This window comes from Listeria monocytogenes (assembly GCF_013282665.1).
Classification (GTDB): domain Bacteria; phylum Bacillota; class Bacilli; order Lactobacillales; family Listeriaceae; genus Listeria; species Listeria monocytogenes_C.
This window is the reverse complement of record NZ_CP054041.1, coordinates 211,560-230,814: the sequence shown is the minus strand read 5'-3', so window position 1 is coordinate 230,814 and position 19,255 is coordinate 211,560. Positions and strand designations below refer to the sequence as shown.

The 19,255-nt window shown below is 38.7% G+C and carries 22 protein-coding genes; 18 read left to right on the top strand and 4 right to left on the bottom strand.

Annotation, left to right across the window (positions count from 1 at the left end):
* The first annotated feature begins 1 nt into the window (after nucleotide 1).
* Entirely contained in the window at nucleotides 2–379 is a 378-nt protein-coding gene (locus HRK21_RS01190) for a VOC family protein (protein ID WP_003729490.1), read from the top strand.
* A gap of 48 nt (nucleotides 380–427) precedes the next feature.
* Here HRK21_RS01190 and ppdK read toward each other — a convergent pair whose 3' ends face one another.
* The 4 genes from ppdK to trhA form a co-directional block, all read right to left on the bottom strand.
* Nucleotides 428–3,073 carry a pyruvate, phosphate dikinase gene (ppdK, locus tag HRK21_RS01185; protein ID WP_070005948.1) on the bottom strand — a complete coding sequence of 882 codons (2,646 nt, stop codon included), beginning with the start codon at nucleotides 3,071–3,073 and terminating at the stop codon, nucleotides 428–430.
* Nucleotides 3,074–3,091: 18 nt separating this feature from the next.
* Nucleotides 3,092–3,904, bottom strand: a complete 813-nt coding sequence (locus HRK21_RS01180) for a pyruvate, water dikinase regulatory protein (RefSeq protein ID WP_069888000.1) — start codon at nucleotides 3,902–3,904, stop codon at nucleotides 3,092–3,094.
* A gap of 12 nt (nucleotides 3,905–3,916) precedes the next feature.
* The gene (gene ccpN / locus HRK21_RS01175) at nucleotides 3,917–4,534 is read right to left on the bottom strand and encodes a transcriptional regulator CcpN (protein ID WP_070005947.1); all 618 of its coding nucleotides are present in this window, start codon (nucleotides 4,532–4,534) and stop codon (nucleotides 3,917–3,919) included.
* Nucleotides 4,535–4,655: 121 nt separating this feature from the next.
* Nucleotides 4,656–5,288 carry a PAQR family membrane homeostasis protein TrhA gene (gene trhA, locus HRK21_RS01170; protein WP_069888002.1) on the bottom strand — a complete coding sequence of 211 codons (633 nt, stop codon included), beginning with the start codon at nucleotides 5,286–5,288 and terminating at the stop codon, nucleotides 4,656–4,658.
* 179 nt (nucleotides 5,289–5,467) lie between these two features.
* On the opposite strand from trhA, the gene fakB reads away from it, so the two are divergent.
* The 17 genes from fakB to HRK21_RS01085 all read left to right on the top strand — a co-directional run bounded on the left by fakB (nucleotide 5,468) and on the right by HRK21_RS01085 (nucleotide 19,249).
* The gene (gene fakB / locus HRK21_RS01165) at nucleotides 5,468–6,307 is read left to right on the top strand and encodes a DegV family protein (protein ID WP_003739268.1); all 840 of its coding nucleotides are present in this window, start codon (nucleotides 5,468–5,470) and stop codon (nucleotides 6,305–6,307) included.
* A 14-nt stretch (nucleotides 6,308–6,321) separates the two neighbouring features.
* On the top strand, nucleotides 6,322–7,107 hold the full coding sequence (locus HRK21_RS01160) for an SGNH/GDSL hydrolase family protein (protein WP_003739267.1): 786 nt from the start codon (nucleotides 6,322–6,324) through the stop codon (nucleotides 7,105–7,107).
* Nucleotides 7,108–7,122: 15 nt separating this feature from the next.
* The gene (locus HRK21_RS01155) at nucleotides 7,123–7,737 is read left to right on the top strand and encodes a YpmS family protein (RefSeq protein WP_003739266.1); all 615 of its coding nucleotides are present in this window, start codon (nucleotides 7,123–7,125) and stop codon (nucleotides 7,735–7,737) included.
* A gap of 35 nt (nucleotides 7,738–7,772) precedes the next feature.
* On the top strand, nucleotides 7,773–8,306 hold the full coding sequence (msrA, locus tag HRK21_RS01150; RefSeq protein WP_003723414.1) for a peptide-methionine (S)-S-oxide reductase MsrA: 534 nt from the start codon (nucleotides 7,773–7,775) through the stop codon (nucleotides 8,304–8,306).
* Nucleotides 8,307–8,312: 6 nt separating this feature from the next.
* Nucleotides 8,313–8,750 carry a peptide-methionine (R)-S-oxide reductase MsrB gene (gene msrB / locus HRK21_RS01145; protein WP_069888004.1) on the top strand — a complete coding sequence of 146 codons (438 nt, stop codon included), beginning with the start codon at nucleotides 8,313–8,315 and terminating at the stop codon, nucleotides 8,748–8,750.
* 82 nt (nucleotides 8,751–8,832) lie between these two features.
* On the top strand, nucleotides 8,833–9,738 hold the full coding sequence (locus HRK21_RS01140; protein ID WP_070005946.1) for a Gfo/Idh/MocA family protein: 906 nt from the start codon (nucleotides 8,833–8,835) through the stop codon (nucleotides 9,736–9,738).
* A 62-nt stretch (nucleotides 9,739–9,800) separates the two neighbouring features.
* A complete protein-coding gene (locus HRK21_RS01135) occupies nucleotides 9,801–10,034 on the top strand; it encodes a YozE family protein (RefSeq protein ID WP_003720177.1) in 234 nt (77 codons plus the stop codon).
* Nucleotides 10,035–10,045: 11 nt separating this feature from the next.
* On the top strand, nucleotides 10,046–10,747 hold the full coding sequence (gene deoD / locus HRK21_RS01130; RefSeq protein WP_003723411.1) for a purine-nucleoside phosphorylase: 702 nt from the start codon (nucleotides 10,046–10,048) through the stop codon (nucleotides 10,745–10,747).
* A gap of 58 nt (nucleotides 10,748–10,805) precedes the next feature.
* Nucleotides 10,806–11,630: a M15 family metallopeptidase gene (locus tag HRK21_RS01125; protein WP_070005945.1), complete on the top strand. Its 825-nt coding sequence runs from the start codon at nucleotides 10,806–10,808 to the stop codon at nucleotides 11,628–11,630.
* A 125-nt stretch (nucleotides 11,631–11,755) separates the two neighbouring features.
* On the top strand, nucleotides 11,756–12,049 hold the full coding sequence (gene csoR, locus HRK21_RS01120) for a copper-sensing transcriptional repressor CsoR (protein ID WP_003729496.1): 294 nt from the start codon (nucleotides 11,756–11,758) through the stop codon (nucleotides 12,047–12,049).
* Nucleotides 12,050–12,063: 14 nt separating this feature from the next.
* The gene (locus HRK21_RS01115; RefSeq protein WP_070005944.1) at nucleotides 12,064–14,277 is read left to right on the top strand and encodes a heavy metal translocating P-type ATPase; all 2,214 of its coding nucleotides are present in this window, start codon (nucleotides 12,064–12,066) and stop codon (nucleotides 14,275–14,277) included.
* Nucleotides 14,278–14,289: 12 nt separating this feature from the next.
* Nucleotides 14,290–14,496: a copper chaperone CopZ gene (gene copZ / locus HRK21_RS01110; RefSeq protein ID WP_069888008.1), complete on the top strand. Its 207-nt coding sequence runs from the start codon at nucleotides 14,290–14,292 to the stop codon at nucleotides 14,494–14,496.
* A gap of 153 nt (nucleotides 14,497–14,649) precedes the next feature.
* Nucleotides 14,650–16,140 (top strand): lmo1851 family serine protease, encoded by a 1,491-nt coding sequence (locus HRK21_RS01105; protein ID WP_003739260.1) that lies wholly within the window; start codon nucleotides 14,650–14,652, stop codon nucleotides 16,138–16,140.
* Between the two features lie 36 nt (nucleotides 16,141–16,176).
* Nucleotides 16,177–16,593, top strand: a complete 417-nt coding sequence (locus HRK21_RS01100; protein WP_003729499.1) for a MarR family winged helix-turn-helix transcriptional regulator — start codon at nucleotides 16,177–16,179, stop codon at nucleotides 16,591–16,593.
* Nucleotides 16,594–16,751: 158 nt separating this feature from the next.
* A complete protein-coding gene (locus HRK21_RS01095; protein WP_012581105.1) occupies nucleotides 16,752–17,474 on the top strand; it encodes a metal ABC transporter ATP-binding protein in 723 nt (240 codons plus the stop codon).
* 3 nt (nucleotides 17,475–17,477) lie between these two features.
* Entirely contained in the window at nucleotides 17,478–18,320 is an 843-nt protein-coding gene (locus HRK21_RS01090; RefSeq protein WP_003739258.1) for a metal ABC transporter permease, read from the top strand.
* Entirely contained in the window at nucleotides 18,317–19,249 is a 933-nt protein-coding gene (locus HRK21_RS01085) for a metal ABC transporter substrate-binding protein (RefSeq protein ID WP_003729502.1), read from the top strand. The genes HRK21_RS01090 and HRK21_RS01085 overlap by 4 nt, the downstream gene beginning before the upstream one ends.
* Nucleotides 19,250–19,255: the final 6 nt, after the last annotated feature.

The following is a 19,255-nucleotide window of genomic DNA, read 5'->3' as shown; positions in this document are numbered from 1 at the left end:
GATGATTGAAAAAATTGGTCAAGTGATGTTATATGTGGAAAACCAAGCGGCAGTAAGAGATTTTTGGGTAGAAAAATTAGATTTTGTTGTCGTTTCTGAAGAGGTTGTAAATGGCGAAATTCAGTGGATTGAAATAGCGCCAACAAAAGGTGTGGAGACTACTTTTGTCCTTCAAAACAAAAAGAAAGTAGCAGAAATGAACCCAGAGATGAATCTTGGGACACCATCTATTTTACTATTTGGAAATAATGTCGCAGAACTTTATGAAGAATATAAAAATAAAGGCATTACGGTCGGCGATTTGGTTGATTTACCAATGGGCCGGGTGTTCAATTTTTCGGATAACGAAGGAAATTATTTTGCGATTTGCGAAAAATAATAAGAGAAAAAGCCAGCTGACAATCACTAAGATTATCAGCTGGCTTTTTTAGATAGTTGGAATTAAATGTTTTTGTTTTTCCGCTAATACTGCTTGAGCTGCTGCAAGGCGGGCAATCGGAACGCGGTACGGCGAACAAGAAACATAGGTAAGTCCTAATTGATGAAAGAACTGGATAGATTCAGGATCGCCGCCATGTTCGCCGCACACACCCATTTTTAAATCTTCCGAAGTCATTCGTCCACGTGTAACCGCCATTTCAACCAGAGCGCCAACACCATTTTTGTCAATCGAAACAAATGGATCTTTAGGTAAAATATCTTTTTCATAATAATCGGCTAGGAACTTGGGCGCATCATCACGTGAAAAACCATAAGTGAGCTGTGTTAAATCATTCGTTCCAAAGCTAAAGAACGCTGCTTCTTCGGCGATTTCATCCGCAGTTACACACGCTCGCGGAATTTCAATCATTGTTCCGATATCATAGGGAATCACCACTTGTTCTCTATCAAAAATAGCTTGAACCTTTTGTTTCATTTCTTTTTTTATATAGCTAAGTTCGTTTTTCGTAGCGATGAGTGGGATCATTATTTCTGGGTGAACATCTATTCCTTCATTATGAACCATAATTGCACTTTCGATAATTGCTTCCGCCTGCATCCGGTAAATTTCTGGGAATGTGATAGCAAGACGGCAACCACGATGTCCGAGCATGGGATTTGCTTCTCTTAGTTCGTTTATTCGTTTTGTAATTTGAGGCACGGTTCGATTCATCGTGCCAGCTAATTGTTCTATTTCTTGCTTCATTTTAGGTAAAAATTCATGTAACGGTGGATCAAGTAAGCGAATGTTTACCGGGCGACCTTCGGCAATACGGAATAGTTCAATGAAATCGGCTTTTTGGATTTCTTTTAAAATAGCTAAAACGGATTCGCGCTCGCCAAGCGATTCTGCTAAAATCATTTGGCGCACATAAGGAATTCGTTTTTCATCAAAAAACATATGCTCGGTACGGCAGAGACCAATACCTTCTGCACCAAATAACAGGGCCTTTTTAAAGTCTACTGGGGTATCTGCATTTACTCGAATCATTAATCTTTTCTCCGCATCAGCCCATGCCATTAACTCGTTAAAATGTCCGCCAATTTGGGCTTCTGTTAGTGCGATTTCCCCGAGATACACTTTGCCAGTCGTGCCATCGAGTGAGAGATAGTCACCTTCATGAAGCTCCTCACCATTAGAAAGAAGAAGTGTTTTTTCTTGTTCATTAATAGTAAGTTCGGCACAACCCGCGATACAGCATTTTCCCATTCCGCGGGCAACGACGGCAGCATGAGAAGTCATACCACCATGAGCCGTTAAAATAGCGTTACTCCGCGCCATGCCTTCAATATCCTCTGGAGAAGTTTCATTACGAACTAAAATGACAGGAATGCCACGTTCGGCTGCTTGGACAGCTTCTTTTGCTTCAAAGAAAATTTGACCCGTTGCAGCACCAGGGCTTGCAGGTAAACCCGTTGCGATGACTTGTCCATTTTTAAGAGCGCTTTCAAGAAAAGTTGGATGAAGTAATTGGTGTAGTTGTTTTGTTTCCACACGCATAAGAGCTTTTTCTCGAGTGATTTTGCCTTCCTGCACAAAATCCACAGCTATTTGAATCGCTGCTTTGGCTGTTCGCTTGCCACTTCTAGTTTGTAAGACATAGAGTTTTTCTTTTTCGATAGTAAATTCGATATCTTGCATGTCTAAATAATGATTTTCGAGAAGTTCAGAAATATGGAGGAGCTCCTTGTAAACAGTGGGCATTCTTTCTTCCAGTGCACTTATCGGCTCAGGGGTACGAATTCCAGCAACCACATCTTCACCTTGCGCATTAAGTAAAAATTCCCCGAAGACTTTCTTTTCGCCAGTGGAAGGATTGCGGGTAAAGGTAATGCCAGTTCCACTCGTTTCTCCAGTGTTTCCAAAAACCATCGCTTGAATATTAACGGCTGTGCCAAAACTTTCATCAATATCATGTAATCTGCGGTAAATAACAGCACGAGGATTCATCCAAGAATTAAAGACAGCGATAATAGCAAGCCTTAGTTGTTCTAGAGGATTTTGTGGGAAATCTGTGCCAGTTGTTTGGCTAAAAATTAATTTATAAGCATCGATGAGTTCGCTTAAATCAGTTGCATTTAATTCTGTGTCTAAATGATAGTCCTTGGCTTTTTTGATGCGACTAAGAGCCTGTTCAAATTGGTAGCTCGGAATTTCAAAAACAACGTCACCGAACATTTGAATAAAACGGCGGTAAGAATCATAGGCCGAACGAGTATCACCCGTTAAGTTAGCAAGCCCTTCTGCGGTTTGATCATTTAAACCTAGATTGAGCACGGTATCCATCATGCCAGGCATCGAAAAAGGGGCACCAGAACGAACGGAAACGAGTAGAGGGTTTTCTGCAAATCCGAAAATCTTCCCGGTTTGTTTTTCCAGTTCCGCTAAATGAATTTTTACTTCTTCAAAAATAGCTTCGGAAAGGTGTTTATTGTTAGCCGTGTAATCGTTACAGGCATCGGTTGAGATAATAAAACCAGGAGGGACGGGTAAACCAATATTCGTCATTTCGGCCAAGTTAGCGCCTTTTCCTCCTAATAGATTTTTCATTTCTTTAGAACCTTCACTGAACTGATAGACAAATTTTCTCACATTATTCACCTCTTCAAATTAGTGGTAACTCGTGATAATTTCCGTGATTAGGGCAGCGGTTTCCTCAATGGCTTTATCTTCTACATGAATGACTTGGCAACCAAGTTTTTTGAATGTGTCATAACCGTATTCTAATTCTTCTAAAATACGTTTTTCACTGGAATAACTACTTGCTTCGTCTAAACCGATAGATTTCAAACGGACTTTGCGAATTTGCGCTAGTTTTTCTGGGGTGGTTGTCAGGCCGATAATACGTTCCGCTGGGATTTGGAAAAGTTCAGCAGGAATCGGAATCTCGGGAACAAGTGGTACATTAGCAACTTTCCAATTTTGATTGGCAAGAAAGCTACTTAGTGGGGTTTTGCTCGTTCTTGATACCCCAACAAGAACGATATCTGCATCTAGCAAGCCACGGGGATCTTTGCAATCATCATATTTTACGGCGAATTCAATGGCTGCAATACGATCAAAATAATTGCTATCAAGACGACGCATATTGCCAGGGTCTTGTTTAGATTTTAAGCCAGTTTTTGCTTCAACTGCAGCGGTTAGTGTATGTAATAAATCTACGTTCGGAATATTGTTTTTTACACAAAAATTAGTGGCATAAGTAGCTAACTTAGCTTGTACGAGCGTTTGAACGACGATACCACCTGCCGCTTTGGCTTCTTCTAATGTTTCAAGTAAAGCGCTCTCATCTCGAATAAAAGCATGGCGCCGAATATCTGCAGGCTTGTTAAGTGAAAACTGAGCTGTTACCGCGCGAATAATATGTTGAGCAGTTTCTCCGATAGCATCTGAAATAACGTATATAATAACCGGATTTTCCATATTTTCCTCCTACTAAACCTTTTTAATTGTATCTACAAATAGCGCAGTAATACGGGTTTTTGAAATTTTTCCAACGACTTTGGTGTTTTCTAGAACGGGAAGCGAATCGATTTGGTGGAACACGAGTTGTTCGGCAGCATGTAACACAGTGTCGTTTTTTGTAACAGTCACAAGGTTTGGCATCCGTGTCATAATTGTCGCAATCGGTGTCGCTTTCGTATCTGCATCAGCAAGGGCGCCTTTTAGCAAGTCTTTTCTGGAAACAAGTCCAACTAAAAGATCATCTTCAATGACGTATAAACTACCAATATCTTCCATAAAGAGCATAACAATCGCATCATATACACTCGTTTCTTTTTTTGCGAAAAATGGCTGTGTCATAATATCGGCTACTTTTAACTGACGAATTTCATCAAAATGAATTGGATTCGTTTCTAAGCCGGAATAAAAGTATCCAACTTTTGGGCGAGCATCTAAAATGCCAGTCATGGTTAAAATTGATAAATCAGCTCGAATGGTGGCTCGTGTTAGTTTTAAATGTGCAGCGATAGAGTCACCAGTAGCCGGCTCATTCGTGCGAACATAGGCAACAATTTGATGTTGTCTAGGAGAAAGTTCGATGGGAATCACATCCTTTTCATTATGTTATGCTAATCATTATATAGTATGACATAATTAAAAACAAGTCTTAATTGTGCTATACTATATAAAAAACCTTCTCGCGTTGGAGAAGGTCTTTGCATTGTGTTATTTAAACATAAAATAAAATACAGAAATACATAAAAGCGGTTCCTGCGATAACAAATAAATGCCAGATCGCGTGCATATAGGGGATACGAGGAATACTGTAAAAAACAGCGCCTACAGTAAACATAATTCCGCCAGTTGCAAGTAACCAAAATCCAGTTGGAGTAAGCCCTGCATAAAGAGGTTTAATCGCAAACATAACCATCCACCCCATAAGTAAGTAAACACTTGTCGATAAAAGTTTTAATTTGCCAGTCATGAATATCTTATAAACAATCCCAGCAATTGCGAGCCCCCAAATGACAGCAAATAGTGTCCAGCCAAGTGTCCCTTGAATTGTAATCAAAACAAATGGCGTATAACTGCCAGCAATTAATACATAAATCGCAGCGTGGTCCATAATGTTAAAAACTGTCCGCGCCTTGCAAGGCTTGAAGCTATGAAGTAGTGTGGAGCAAATATAAAGCAACATGAGGGAAATTCCATAAATTAAAAAACTTGTTAAATAAAGAGGATTATCTTTTCCGGCAGCGAATATTATAAGTAAGACGAGCGCGGGAATACTAAGGATAAACCCAATACCATGCGTTATAGCACTTGCTACTTCTTCTTTCCAATTGTAAGAAGTGACATTCATTTTATCACCATACTTTTCTACAAATTTTTAAGTATATTGTATATCTATCATACGCTAAAAAATCCAGAATAGAAAGACAAATACCATTTCTTTCTCTTTTCTTAAAACTAGTTTATAGGTTGTGTATACTGCCTGGGATGTTATAATAAGATAAAATAAGCAAAACTGGATGTGGCTATATGAGAAAAATAAAAATTATCACTGATTCAACTGCTGGACTAACATTAGAAGAAGCAGCAAAATGGAATATTGACATTTTGTATTTGACTGTAGAGATTGATGGACAAGTATACAATCCTAAAACAGACATCACGCCGGAAGAATTTATGGTGCGAATGGCTGAAACAAAAGAATTACCAAAATCTTCTCAACCTGCCATTGGTTCTTTTGTAGAAGCATACGAAAAATATACGGCGGAAGGCTATGAAATTCTTTCTATCCATTTAACCGAAAAACTAAGTGGTACTGTAAACGCAGCTCGCCAAGCAGCTGACATGGTAGAAGGAAATATTACAGTAGTAGATAGCGATTATACAGCACGTGGGCAAGCGTTCCAAGTATTAAAAGCCGCTGAAATGGCTCAGTCTGGTGATTATTCTGTAGAAGAAATTCATGCAAAAATCAATGACATTCGTGACAAAACAAAACTTTATATCGTTGTCGTAACACTTGATAACTTAATTAAAGGTGGACGTGTTGGTCGGATGCAAGGCTTCTTCGGTAGCCTTTTAAATATCAAATTAATTGCTAAATTAACAGATGGACAATTGGAAGAAGAAACGAAAGTCCGCAGCAATAAAAAAGTGTTACAATATTGTCTAAACCTAATTAAAGATGAACCGAAAAAAATTCAGCATCTTGATGTTGTCCATGCGGATGGGCTTAATTTAGCGGATGATTTTATCGCTGAATCAAAAGAAATAACCGGTTTAACAGAAATTCCACTATTTTTTGCAGACCCAGTTATCTCCACACATGCTGGAACTGGCGCGTTTGCATTTATGTACTATACTGACTAAGTGAGTGATTGCAGATGACAAAGAAAAAATGGCTGTGGCTTACAGGAGGCGTGCTTGTTATCGCACTTCTTGTTGGCGCAGTTTTTGGTATCAAGTATTATAAAGAATCAAAAGAAATCCCGATTAACCTCGTTGCCATGGGGGATTCATTAACAGAAGGTGTTGGTGATGAAAACAAAGAGGGCGGTTATGTCGGCATTATCCCCCAAGAACTAGAAGAAGAGCCAAATATTCCAAGCGTAAAAACGAGTAATTACGGAGTATCTGGAAACAAAATAACCCAACTCGAAAAACGTTTAAAAACAAACAAAGATTTCCAGGAAGATGTCAAAAATGCGAATGTAATAACAATCACCATTGGCGGAAATGATGTCATGGCTATTTTGCAATCGCGTCTTTTAAATGTAAATGTAGATGATTTTACAAAAGCAAACAAAGAATTCCAACAAGAGTTAGAGACACTTCTAAAAGACATTCGGTCCTATAACAAAGATGCCGCGATATTTTTAATGGGCATTTACAATCCATATACAACTTACTTTAGCGATATCAAACAATTTGATGAGATTATCTCTGACTGGAATGAAGCTTCCAAGAAAACAATTCAGCAAGCTAACAATGCCTATTTTGTACCTATTGCAAAAGTTTTAGAAGATCGAAATGCAGCTAATAAAGATAAACCTAATTCGCTACTGTCAGATGATTATTTCCATCCTAATCATACAGGATATGAGAAGATGACAACGGAATTAGACAAAGCTATCGTAAAACAATTAAACGAAGGCAATATTCCCAAATAGAAAGGTGTTAAAATCGTGCAGAGAGAAACACGATCGGCTCCCAAAAAACCAAAACGTAATTATTGGAAATGGGTATGTATCACATTAATTAGTGTACTTCTACTTTCTGCTGGCTGGATTTATGTAGCAGTATTCAAACTTAGCCCGCAAGATGAACCTACTCCATCCCTTATTAGTAATAAATCAATGGTTGAATTTCAAACGAGCACAACAAAAGCTGACTTAAATCAATTGATTAGTTCTTATATAGAAGATTTTAGCAAAGATCAAGATATCGGTTATAAAGTTTTCGTCGCAAATAATGTTAATTTTACTGCCGAAGCTGAAATTTTTGGTGAACCAGTCGAACTACGCTTGAAGTTCTCACCAGAAGTTGTTGATAATGGCAATGTTGAGTTGACGCTTAAAGATATGTCAGTTGGCGCTTTGCCACTGCCCGTGTCTTACGTAATGAATTATGTAAGCAAAAACTATAAATTCCCTGATTGGGTGACAATTATGCCTAAAAAGGAAAAAATCTATCTCTCCCTAGATAAGCTGAAACTTCAAGGTGACACAAAAGTACGTGCTGATACGCTAAATTTGAAGAAAGACGATATTTCGTTTACACTTTTAGTACCAGTGAAGTAATTTGGCTGGTTGAATCCTAGTTAGGGGGCATTTTTATGACAAAAGAATCACTTGAAAAAGCAACATTTGCTGGAGGATGCTTTTGGTGTATGGTAAAACCTTTTGACACGCAACCGGGAATTGAAAAAGTTGTTTCAGGTTACACGGGTGGTCATACGGTTAATCCAACCTATAAAGAAGTTTGCAGCGGGACAACAGGACATACAGAAGCAATCCAAATCACATTTGATCCGGCGGTTTTTCCATATGAGAAATTAGTCGAAGTATATTGGCAACAAACCGATCCAACTGATGCGGCGGGCCAATTTGTTGATCGTGGCGATTCGTATCGTCCAGTTATTTTTTACCACAATGAAGAGCAAAAAGAAATTGCTGAAAAATCAAAAGCAGCACTTGATGCGAGTGGTAGATTTAAAAAGCCTATTGTCACAGAAATTGCCAAAGCAGAAACATTTTATCCTGCTGAAGAATATCATCAAGATTTTTACAAAAAAGAAAAAGCGCACTATGAGGGATATCAAGTTGCTTCAGGTCGTGCTGCATTCATAGATGCCAACTGGAAAGGGTGAAATCAAATGGATGAAAGTAAAAAGAACGAGCGACTTAAACAACTAACAGATATACAATATAAGGTAACCCAAAAAGCAGGTACTGAACGCCCATTTCAAAACGAGTTTTATGATAATGCGGCAAAAGGGATTTATGTAGATATTGTTTCTGGTAAGCCGCTTTTTTCATCCAATGATCAATACGATGCTGGCTGTGGTTGGCCAAGTTTCACTAAGCCAATTGATGAGACAGAAGTAATCGAACATAGAGATTTATCGCATGGTATGATTCGGACAGAAGTGAAATCTGCTGATGCGGATTCCCATTTAGGGCATGTTTTTCCAGATGGACCACAAGATAAGGGTGGACTTCGCTACTGCATTAACTCCGCAGCGCTCAGATTCGTCCCTGTGGATAAGTTAGAAGAAGAAGGCTACCAAGCATACAAAAAAATCTTTGAATAAACAAATGATGCCAGAAAATGAAATGCGCAGAATAATATCGCGAAATCATTCTCTGGCATTGTTATGAAAAGGAGCGATACACATGTTAAAAGTTGCAGTAGTAGGCCTTGGAGGCATTGCCCAAAAAGCATACTTGCCAGTTTTTGCGGAAATGGAAAATATCGAGGTACATCTTTATACGAGGGATGCTCAGAAATTAAAGCATTTAAGTGAGAAATATCGTTTTGATCATTATCATCAAAGTATTCATTCTATGATTGAGTCTGGCGTGAATGCGGCGTTTGTGCATTCATCTACAGCAAGTCACCCAGAAGTAATCCGGACCTTTCTAGCACATCATATTCCAGTTTATGTGGATAAACCAATTGCCGATAATTTATCCGAAGTAGAAGAATTAACACGTCTAGCAGAAGAACAAAATACGTTACTTATGACTGGCTTTAATCGCCGTTACGCGCCAAAATATCAAGAATTAAAAGCCTTAACAGACGCTAACATGATTATTATGCAAAAAAATCGTGCGGCGCAACCCGGTGAAGCTCGTACATTTATTTATGATGATTTTATTCATGTCATTGATACCATACGTTTTTTACTAGATGCCAAAATAGAACAATTACACGTTGTTCCGGTATGGCAAGAGGACCTTTTAGCAAGTATAACAGTGCAAATTACAGCGGGAGATAAAGTGGCTACTGCCATCATGAATCGTGATAGCGGTGTAAACGAAGAACGTTTAGCTGTAATGACACCAAACGCCAAATATGAAGTTGAAAATGTTACAGAAATGCATATTTATGAAGGCACGACAGAACGTTTTGAGCGTTTTGGTGACTGGGAGACAACGCTTTATAAAAGAGGTTTTGTATCAATTATCCAAGCCTTTTTAACGGCTGTGCGAAATGGAGAAAAAGCGTCAATTTCCAAGGAAGATGCACTAGAAACGCATCGACTTGCAGAAAAAATTCTACGTAAAATCGAAAATTAACTTTATTTTTTTCAGGAAATCAACTATAGTTAAAGCATAAAAAGAGCGGAGTGTGTTGTACGTTGGGAAGATCATTTTATCATTTTTTAATGACATATCGGGACCCGAAGCTAACAGATCAGAAAACGGAATTTGCCAACAATGCATACCGAGATCATAGTTTTCCAAAGCAAACAAGAAACTATCATATTCTTTGTGATTATCTGGAGTTTAATGCGCCGTATTTACCAGGAATGTCTATTTTCGATGAACTTTGGGATGCTTATTTGCTAGATGAAGAGAAAAACAAACACTAGGAGGAAAAAAGATGAGCGTACATATCGAAGCGAAACAAGGGGAAATTGCAGAAACGATTTTATTACCAGGAGATCCATTAAGAGCAAAATACATTGCTGAAACATTTTTAGAAGATGTTGTGTTATTTAACCAAGTGAGAGGTATGCTTGGATTTACCGGTACATACAAAGGCGAAAAAGTTTCTGTTATGGGAACGGGTATGGGAATTCCATCTATTTCGATTTATGTAAATGAATTAATTCAAAGCTATGATGTGAAAAACTTGATTCGCGTAGGTACTATGGGCGGCATTCAAGCGGACGTTAAAGTACGTGATGTTGTCATTGCACAAGCGGCTTCCACAGATTCACAAATTAATCGCAATACTTTTGCTGGTGTAGATTTTGCCCCAGTTGCTGATTTTTCTCTTCTAAAAAAAGCGTATGATGCAGGTATCGAAAAAGGATTATCGCTTAAAGTAGGGAATGTTTTTTCGGCAGATCGTTTTTATAATGATCAACTAGACAAACAACAATTGGCAGACTATGGTGTGCTTGGAATTGAGATGGAAGCAGCGGCACTTTATACGTTAGCACAAAAATATGGTCGTCGTGCTTTAGCTATTTTAACTGTAAGTGACCATATTTTTACCGGAGAAGAAACATCCGCGGAAGAGCGCCAAACTACTTTCAATGATATGATTGTTGTGGCACTTGAAGCAGCAATAAAATAATTTTTAATTACTACCTTAGAATCAGACTTAATGTATACAGGAAGGTTGATAAACAGATATGAGTTCTTTATTAACAATCGCTTTAGCCATTAGCATCAGTTGTGTCCACACGGTGGAAGACCAATATTTCGGTGGAACAAATGCTGATTCCATTGCTAAAGTAGAACAAAAATCGTCAGGTAATCAAACGCTCGCAGAATTAAAAAAAGATCCGCTTTATCCTTATATTGACAAACAAAATAAATTAACCAAAAAAAATGGTATAGAGTATATTGAAAACGAGGAAAATATACTGGTTTTAGCCAATAAAGATTATTCTTTGCAACCGACATATACCCCCCCTGACTTAGTTCGACCGAATGTAACCTTTTCTTTCGGTAACCAACAAGTCGAAAAAGCGCAACTCAGAAAAGAGGCAGCTACTGCATTAGAAGAAATGTTTACGGCCGCGAACAAAGATGGCAAGAAACTATTTGCGGTATCTGGTTATCGTTCGTATAAGCGCCAACAAGAGGTCTTCCAAGCAGAAGTAAATGCCAAAGGGGACCAAAAAGCAAGAGAAGCAGTAGCCTATCCAGGGACAAGTGAACATCAAACTGGTTTAGCGATGGATATTTCTTCAGAAAGCCAATCATATGAGCTAACAGAAGCTTTTGGGACAACTCCTGAAGGCAAATGGCTGCAAGAAAATGCTCATAACTATGGTTTTATCTTGCGTTATATGAAAGGTCGAGAAGCTATCACAAAGTACCAGTATGAATCTTGGCATTATCGTTATGTTGGTAAAGATGCCGCAACAATTATTTATGAAAACAACTGGACATTAGAAGAATTTTTTGAACATGTAGAGGCACTTCAAAAGAAAGTAGATGCCGCTAAATAACAAGTTTTTCAGCCATAAACAAGTATTTGTTTATGGCTTTTTTTATTGTTAGCGAAAATTAAAGACTTGCATAATATACCTATAGGGGGTATACTGTTGATTGTAGAAACAAAGGAGGAGAAAATATGAAACATGACCAACCCATTGTTCCACGCAAAGAGGAAGAAACGAAATTACTTCAAAATCGTTTGCGACGTATCGAAGGCCAAATTCGCGGTATCGCTCAAATGGTCGAGGATGATAGATATTGTACAGACATTTTAGTTCAAATTTCAGCAGCGAATAAAGCACTTAAAAATGTTGGTTTACAAGTGCTGGAACATCATACGGCGCACTGTGTGGTGGATGCGGCAAAAAATGGAGAAGATGACGTAATGGAGGACTTACTTAAAGCAATACGTCAATTTTCGAAAACCTGAGGGGGGTATATGCAATGAGTGATAAATATGTAAGACAAGATTTAAACGTTTTTGGGATGACTTGTGCGGCGTGTTCCACGAGAATTGAAAAATCGTTAAATAAAGCGGAAGGTGTAGAAAAAGCGAACGTCAACTTAGTAACGGAAAATGCGGCCGTTTATTACGACCCAGAAGTGACATCAACAGAAGATTTGATAAAAGTGGTCAAACACGCAGGATATGACGCAGCGGAAAAAATGTCTAAAGAAGAAAAAGATGCTGTGTTAGAAAAGAATTTCAAAAAAGAAGTGAGGCGTTTTATTCTTTCGGCGGTTCTTTCCTTGCCATTACTTCTTACCATGGTGACACATATTCCGTATATTCATGAAATGGCGTTTGCGGAAACGATTGGTAACTGGATTAATCCAACCATCCAATTAATACTCGCAACGATTGTTCAGTTTTATATTGGTTGGCGGTTTTATGATGGGGCTTATAAAGCGCTTCGAGGTAAAAGCGCGAATATGGATGTATTAGTCGCACTGGGGACTTCTGCTGCTTATTTCTATAGTGTAGTGGAATACATTCGTCACATGATTGATCCGAGCCTGATGCCGCACTACTATTTTGAAACAAGTGCCGTGTTAATCACCTTAATCTTGCTAGGTAAATTACTCGAATCATACGCAACATCGAGAACAACCGAATCTATTGCTGGCTTACTTGAACTTCAAGCGAAAGAAGCAACCGTTATTCGCGAAGGAAAAGAATGGTTAGTGCCAGTAGATTCATTGAAAATTGGCGATATTATCCTCGTCCGTCCTGGGGAAAAAGTTCCGATGGATGCCGAAATTATTTCCGGAGAAACGAGTATTGATGAAGCGATGATTACTGGTGAACCTGTACCGGTAGAGAAGAAACCAGGCGATTCTGTCATTGGTGCAACGATTAACTTTGACGGGGCTTTCCAAGCAAAAATTACGAAACGAATGGAAGAAACCGTTCTAGAATCCATTATTCGTTTAGTGGAAGAAGCGCAAGGTATTAAAGCGCCAATTCAACGTTTGGCAGATAGAATTTCCGGCATATTTGTGCCTATTGTACTTGGTATTGCGGCTGTAACCTTTATTATTTGGTATCTTGTTACTGGAACGGTGGATGGTTCACTTGAAGCTGCGATTGCGGTATTAGTTATTGCCTGTCCCTGTGCGCTTGGCCTTGCAACGCCAACCGCTATCATGGCTGGAACTGGTAAAGGTGCCGAAAGTGGGATATTATTTAAAGGTGGCGAACATTTAGAACGTACTTCCAAAGTGGATACCATCGTTTTTGACAAAACTGGTACTTTAACAGAAGGTAAACTAGAAGTGAGTGATAAAAAAGCAGCCAATGATCAGTTTTTCCCTTATTTATTCTTAATGGAACAACAATCAGAGCATCCGATTGCGAAAGCGATTATTAAGATGTTAGAGCCAGAAAATTTGGATATATCTGCAGTCAAACAAGGGAAAATTCGCGCGAAAGCTGGGCATGGGATGACTGGTAATTTGGATGATAGTAAAGTGGAACTAGGTGCTTACCGCTATGTTTCTTCCCTTACAACAATCCCAAAAGAAGATGATGAATTAATCGAAAGTTGGATGCATGCAGGAAAAACAGTTGTAGCAATGGCAATCGATGGTGTATACGCAGGTGCTCTAGCTTTATCCGATACCCCGCGACCAGAAGCAAAAGAAGCCATCCAAAAACTAAAAGCACAAGGTATTAAAACGGCAATTTGTTCTGGTGACCAATCTGTTGTCGTAGAAAATATGGCGAAAGATTTAGGTATTGATATGTTCTTTGCCGAACAACTACCGAACGATAAGAGTGCCTTAGTTGAGAAATTACAGCAAGAAGGGCATATTGTTGCATTCGTTGGTGATGGGATTAATGATGCTCCGGCTCTTGCAGCGAGTGATATTGGTATTAGTATCGGAACTGGAACAGACATTGCGATTGAAACAGGGGATGTTACACTTGTAAGTCATCGTCTAACGCTTATTCCAGAAACAATCGAACTTTCCAAAGCAACGATGCGAAATATCCGTCAAAACTTTTTCTGGGCGCTTGCTTATAACTGTGCGGGTATCCCAATTGCTGCACTCGGTTTACTTGCCCCGTGGGTAGCAGGACTTGCGATGGCATTTAGTTCCGTTTCAGTTGTCACAAACGCACTTCGCTTAAAAAGATATAAATTTAAATCATAGGAGGAATATAACATGGAAAAATTAACATTCAATATAGAAGGTATGACTTGTTCTCACTGTGAGGCTCGCGTAACAAAAGCTTTATCAGAAGTTAATGGCGTGAAAAGTGCAGTAGTATCACTAGATGAAGGAACAGCTACTGTTGAGTTTGAAAAAGGACAAGTGACAGAAGATATGCTAATTGATGCCGTTGAAGAAGCGGGATATGAAGTAGCTTAAATGAAACGTGAAAGGAGGACTCTACTATGTGTCCTCCTATTTTGTATGTCATGAAAAAAAGATACCAAAATAGGTGGAAAACTGGTAAAATAAATGAGTTAAATAAAATGTGCTATTACTAGCCACATTTTACATAGAAAGTGGTGAAGAAAGATGGAAGAATCCCCACAGAACGAACCAGAAAAAGTGGAGAAAGACGAAGAACAAAAATCAAAACCTGGCAATGGTTATATAAAAATGAAGTTATTCCCATTTATAATGCTATTATTCGCTTTTGTATTTGTGACAGCATTAGTGACGACAATTGTTATGTCTCTAGGGGATGACAAGCAAGTAAAAGTGAGCATTCCAGAACGAAAAGAATTTACCAAGCTTTACGATGTATACGACGAAATTACAAGCAAATATTATAAAGATACCAAATCTACTACGATGATAGACGGGGCAATAAGTGGTATGGTTAATTCGCTAGATGATCCATACTCCACTTTCATGTCGAAAAAAGAATCATCAGATTTTAACGACACGATTTCTGCTAGTTTTGAAGGCATTGGTGCGGAGATTCAAGAAAAAGATGGTGCTATTGTAGTTGTTTCGCCAATCAAAAACTCACCAGCTGAAAAAGCTGGGATACGCCCACAAGATATTATCACACAAGTAGACGGCAAATCTGTTAAAGGCGACACGGCAACAGAGGCAACACAAAAAATCCGCGGTGAAAAAGGGACAAAAGTAACCCTGACAATTCAACGTTCCAACGAAGATAAGCCATTTGATGTCACGATTACCCGCGATGAAATTCCCATCGAAACAGTATATAAAGAAATGGGTAGCGACAAAATTGCGCACGTAACGATTAGTACGTTTTCTGAAACTACCTATGATGAGCTTGAAAAAGCATTAAAATCACTCGAAAAAGACGGTATGAAGGGTCTTGTCATTGACTTACGAGGAAATCCTGGTGGATTGCTTGATCAAGCCGTTTCCATCGCTAGCCTATTTGTTCCTGATGGTAAAATTGTCGTGCAAGAGCAAGGAAAAGACGGTGATAAATCAGCCATTAAAGCGGATAGTAGTTCACATGGAGACTATAAAGTAAAAGTACCAACCACTATGTTAATAGATGGTGGTAGCGCAAGTGCTTCAGAAATCCTTGCTGCAGCAGCAAAAGAATCTGGTGGCATTAAACTTGTAGGAACAAAATCTTTTGGTAAAGGTACTGTCCAAACTGCAACAACGTTATCCGACGAATCCACCCTTAAATTGACTGTCGCAAAATGGTTGACGCCAAATAGCGAATGGATTCATGAAAAAGGTATTACGCCAGATGTGGTTGTGAACATGCCAAATTATGCAACCATGACTATTCCTTCCTCCACAAAAGTCTATCAAAATGGCGATTTCGGTGATGATGTAAGAACCATCGAAACGATGTTAAAAGCGCTAGATTATAATGTTGGAAAAGTAGATGGCTTATACGATATAGATACAAAATATGCTGTGGAGAGATTCCAAGCAGCAAACAAATTAGATGTGACGGGAATTATGACAGGTGTCACAACCGATAAATTAGTCGAATTAACGCAAAAACATCTAAAAGAAACAGATCCACAACTACAAAAAGCTAAAGCCTTGGTGAAGTAAACGTACAACTTTTTTGAAAAACTGGAGGTAGCAAAAATGGAAACATACTTAGAAATTGAAACATTAATTAAGCGGATTTTTAATAGTTTTCGTCATGAAGTAGAAGCAGTACTCGACAAAAGATTAAGTGGTAGTGAGTACCGGGTCTTGAGCTTGATTTCTAGTGGGCTTACGAAAACATCAGAATTAGCTAAAACGCTTGATGTTTCAGCCAGTCACATCACAGCCATTACCGATACTTTAGTCGAAGAGCAGTTTATTACACGACATCGTTCTGAAGTAGACCGCCGAATTATCGAACTAAGACTAACACCAAACGCCGAGGAATTTGTTCAAGAAATTGATAAAAAGAAAAAAGAAATGATTGTAAAACGTTTTGCTGTTTTTTCCGAGCAGGAGCAAGCGGAATTCCGCAAACTCCTCAAAAAATTAGCAGACGGCTCTATCAAATAAATAGTAAAAATCCCGTAGTTTAATCAACTGCGGGATTTTTTTTGAACATTTTACTTTACAACAAAAAGGTTCTCCGTTATACTTTGGTTAAAAGTTGCTCAAAGGAAACATTTTTAGTTATATGTAAAATTTAGTCTTGAGGGAAAAGGGTGGTTTATATGAAAATTCAAGGTTTAACGATAGCGTACAAACAAAAAGTGGCGATAGACAATGTCACACTTCAAATAGCATCAGGTAAATTAACAGGCATCGTTGGTCCAAATGGGGCTGGCAAATCGACCTTATTAAAAGGGATGATGGGATTAATTCCGCGTGAACAAGGACAAGTCACTTTAGCGGATAAACCACTTTCCTACTGGAGAAAGAAAATCGCCTACGTACCGCAACGAAGCGAAGTAGATTTAACTTTCCCTATTACCGTTTTTGATATGGTGTTGCTCGGAACGTATCCAGCGCTCGGACTAATTAAACGTCCAGGGAAGAAAGAGAAACAACTTGCATTAGATGCCTTAGAGCAAGTGGAAATGACCGGCTTTATGAAAAGACAAATTGGTGAACTATCTGGTGGTCAATTGCAACGGGTATTCATTGCACGCGCACTTGCCCAACACGCTGAGATTTTTTTCTTAGATGAACCGTTTGCTGGTATTGATATGACCAGTGAGGCGCTGATAATGCGACTGTTAAAAAAATTAAGAGACAACGGAAAAACGATTGTCGTCGTACATCATGATTTTCATAAAGTGGCTGCCTACTTTGATGATATTATTTTACTCAATAAAAAATTAGTAGCGCATGGCCCAGTGGAACAAACATTTACAGAAGAAAAAATTCAATTTGCTTATGGTGATGCACCGATAGCATTTGCGACGGGGGTGTAGGGTATGTTGTTTTTAGAAGGCTTAATGCAATATAGTTTTTTACAAAAGGCGCTTATTACCTCCGTGACAGTTGGAATTGTGTCTGGTGTAATTGGTAGTTTTATCATTTTACGCGGAATGTCACTTATGGGGGATGCGATTTCTCATGCGGTGTTACCTGGTGTGGCGATTTCTTATATGATGGGGATCAACTTCTTTATTGGAGCTGCCACATTTGGGATTGCGGCCGCGCTTGGCATCGGTTTTGTTAATCAAAAAAGCCGGATAAAAAATGATACAGCAATTGGGATTGTTTTTAGTGCATTTTTCGCACTCGGGATTATTTTAATATCCTTTGCGAAAAGTAGTACGGATTTGTATCATATTCTATTTGGGAATGTGCTCGCGGTGCGGAGTTCGGATATGTGGATGACCATTATTATTGCCATTATCGTCATTTCATTAGTCGCATTATTTTATAAAGAATTTCTCGTTAGTTCGTTTGATCCAGTGATGGCAGAGGCATATGGACTTAATGTGAAATTCCTGCATTACTTCTTGATGTTACTTTTAACGCTTGTAACGGTTTCGGCTTTGCAAACGGTTGGCATTATTTTAGTGGTGGCGATGTTAATTACACCAGCAGCGACGGCTTATCTGCTTACGAATAAATTATCCAAAATGATTGTTCTTGCCTCTACCTTTGGGGCAGTGAGCGCGATTATCGGACTTTACTTTAGTTATATTTTCAACTTAGCATCCGGTGCGGCAATGGTACTAGTTGCGACCATTATTTTCTTTATCGCCTTTTTATTCGCACCAAAACAAGGTTTATTATTTTCTAAAAAGAGGGAGGTTATCGAATGAAAAAAATGCTCGTTGTGGCACTTTTCGCATTAGTAGTTGTACTTGCGGGGTGTTCCAGTCAAAATAGTGATTCGAAAAAAACAGATGGCAAGTTAAATGTGGTGGCGACTTATTCGATCTTAGCAGATATTGTTAAAAATGTTGGTGGGGACAAAATTGAGCTTCATAGTATTGTGCCAGTTGGCGTGGATCCGCACGAATATGATCCGCTGCCAGCAAATATTCAAAGTGCAGCAGATGCAGATTTAATTTTTTACAATGGATTGAATTTGGAAACGGGGAACGGTTGGTTTGATCGTATGCTAGAAACTGCGGACAAATCAAGAGATGACAAGGATCAAGTGGTAGAGTTAAGTAAAGGCGTAAAACCAAAATACTTAACAGAAAAAGGAAAAACCTCAGAAACAGACCCACATGCTTGGCTTGATCTTCATAACGGAATTATCTATACGGAAAATGTACGCGATGCCCTTGTAAAAGCAGATCCAGACAATGCGGCATTTTACAAAGATAATGCGGCAAAATACATCGCTAAATTGGATGCATTAGATAAAGAAGCTAAACAAAAATACGCTGATTTGCCAGAAAATCAAAAAACCTTAGTAACGAGCGAAGGCGCATTTAAATATTTTGCAGCTCGCTATGGTTTAAAAGCAGCCTATATTTGGGAAATCAATACAGAAAGCCAAGGGACACCAGATCAAATGAAGCAAATTGTCGGCATTGTGGAAAAAGAAAAAGTGCCTAATCTATTTGTGGAAACTAGCGTAGATCCGCGTAGTATGGAAAGTGTCTCTAAAGAAACTGGTGTACCAATTTTCGCGAAAATTTTCACGGATTCGACGGCGAAAAAAGGTGAAGTGGGCGACACGTATTTAGAAATGATGCGCTACAATTTAGATAAAATTCATGATGGTTTAGCTAACTAAAAAAAA